At 61.1% G+C, this 1,593-nt stretch carries 2 protein-coding genes; one reads left to right on the forward strand and one right to left on the reverse strand.

Annotated elements, in window-relative coordinates; translation table 11 throughout:
- Positions 1 to 145: 145 nt before the first annotated feature.
- Positions 146 to 838, forward strand: coding sequence for a UPF0149 family protein (locus N4G42_RS25320; RefSeq protein ID WP_260669157.1), 693 nt, complete (start codon positions 146 to 148; stop codon positions 836 to 838).
- A gap of 33 nt (positions 839 to 871) precedes the next feature.
- Here the strand turns inward: N4G42_RS25320 and tnpC are convergent.
- A partial coding sequence (tnpC, locus tag N4G42_RS25325) for an IS66 family transposase (protein WP_260669158.1) occupies positions 872 to 1,593 on the reverse strand: 722 nt, incomplete at its 5' end.

Consider the following 1,593-nt stretch of genomic DNA (forward strand, 5'->3'; position numbering starts at 1 on the left):
GTAAGCGCTCTATTGACCACGCCCTTGCACTCGGGTGCCCGTTGAGGCAATGAATGTTCTCTCGGCGTGGTGCGGTCTGCGACGCGCGAGAATCTGGGTCAACGCCGCATTTCACATTCAGTTGATGACAGACCCATTTGCTCCCTTGTCCGAGGAAGAGTTCGAAGAACTCGACCACTTTCTGCTGTTCGGCGTTGACACGGAAGAAGGCATGACCATGGACATGGTCGATGGGTTCTTGCACGCCATTGCGGTCGGGCCGACGACCGTACATCCCAAGCAATGGCTGCCCAAGATCTGGGGTACCAAGGAGATGATGCCTCCGATGGGTTCCGTCGAAGAGCTGAACCACATGCTGGGCTTGGTCATGCGCCACTTCAACACCATCATTGCCGGCCTGGGGGATGACCCCCGGGAGATCAGCCCGTGCTGGTCAACGATGACCTACGACGGTGACGAGCGTGAATACGACGACGCAGAATCGTGGGCGTACGGCTTTGTCCAGGGGATGAGGCTTTGCTGGAAGGACTGGCAACCGTTGCTGTCCACTCCCCAAGGGCAAGTTTGGTTCAGACCCATTGCCCTGCTGGGCGAAGACGACTATTGCGTGGATCAGGACGAACTCACCCGAACACCGGCCATGCGATCGGAGCTGGCTCAACAAATCCCGCCGGCTGTTCTGGACATGCACGCTCACTGGCTGCCACTTCGGCTCGCTGTCTATCAGCGGGAGGTGGCCAAGTCGATGCAGCCCAAGGTGGGGCGCAATGATCCGTGCCCTTGTGGGAGCGGGGCGAAGTTCAAGAAGTGCTGTGGTGCTGCGGCCGATTTGCACTGAGCCATCTCGCGCCTCGAACTGTCAGGCGGTGGATCACCGCGCCAGTCGCCAGGGCAGCAAGGCCTCGTAGTCATCGACGGTCCTGGCCCGTGGAAGTGCCACTAGCAGCGAGCGCAGGTACTGGTACCCATCAACGCCGTTGACCTTGCAGGTCTCCAGCAACGAGTACAGGTTGGCGCTCGCGTTGGCGCCGGCCACGGTGTCGGCGAAGAGCCAGTTGCGTCTTCCGATGACAAACGGGCGGATCGAATTCTCGCAGCCGTTGTTGTCTATCGGGTAGTTGCCGCTGGTGACGAAGCGCTCCAGCTTGGCCCACTGCGAGGACAGGTAGTGCAGCGCCTTGCCCAGCAAACTGCCTGGCAGCACCGCATGAACGTTGGCCAGCAGCAAGGCCTGGATCTCTTGCAGCACGGGCACACTGTTGGCTTGGCGGCTATGCAGCAGCGCATTCGCATCCAGCCCTTGCTCTTTGGCCAGGGCCTCCACGCGGTAGAGCTTGCCGATCAGCGCGATGAACCTGGCCGCCAATTGCTCAGCCCCCCGGTTGGCTTTGGGCAAGGCCTGCAGCGCGTCATTGAAGTAACGCCGGCAATGTGCCCAACACCCGATTTGCACGAGCTTGTTCGCCAAGGCGATCTTGTTGTAGACCTCGTAGCCGTCGGTCATCAGCACGCCGCCCTCGCGCGCACCGACGTACAGAAGCTGCGCCGCCTCTGTGCTGCGTGAGGGTGAGTAGGCGAACAGGCGTATGGGCG

The organism is Acidovorax sp. K2F, from assembly GCF_025246485.1.
In the GTDB taxonomy this organism is placed as follows: Bacteria; Pseudomonadota; Gammaproteobacteria; order Burkholderiales; family Burkholderiaceae_C; genus Acidovorax; species Acidovorax delafieldii.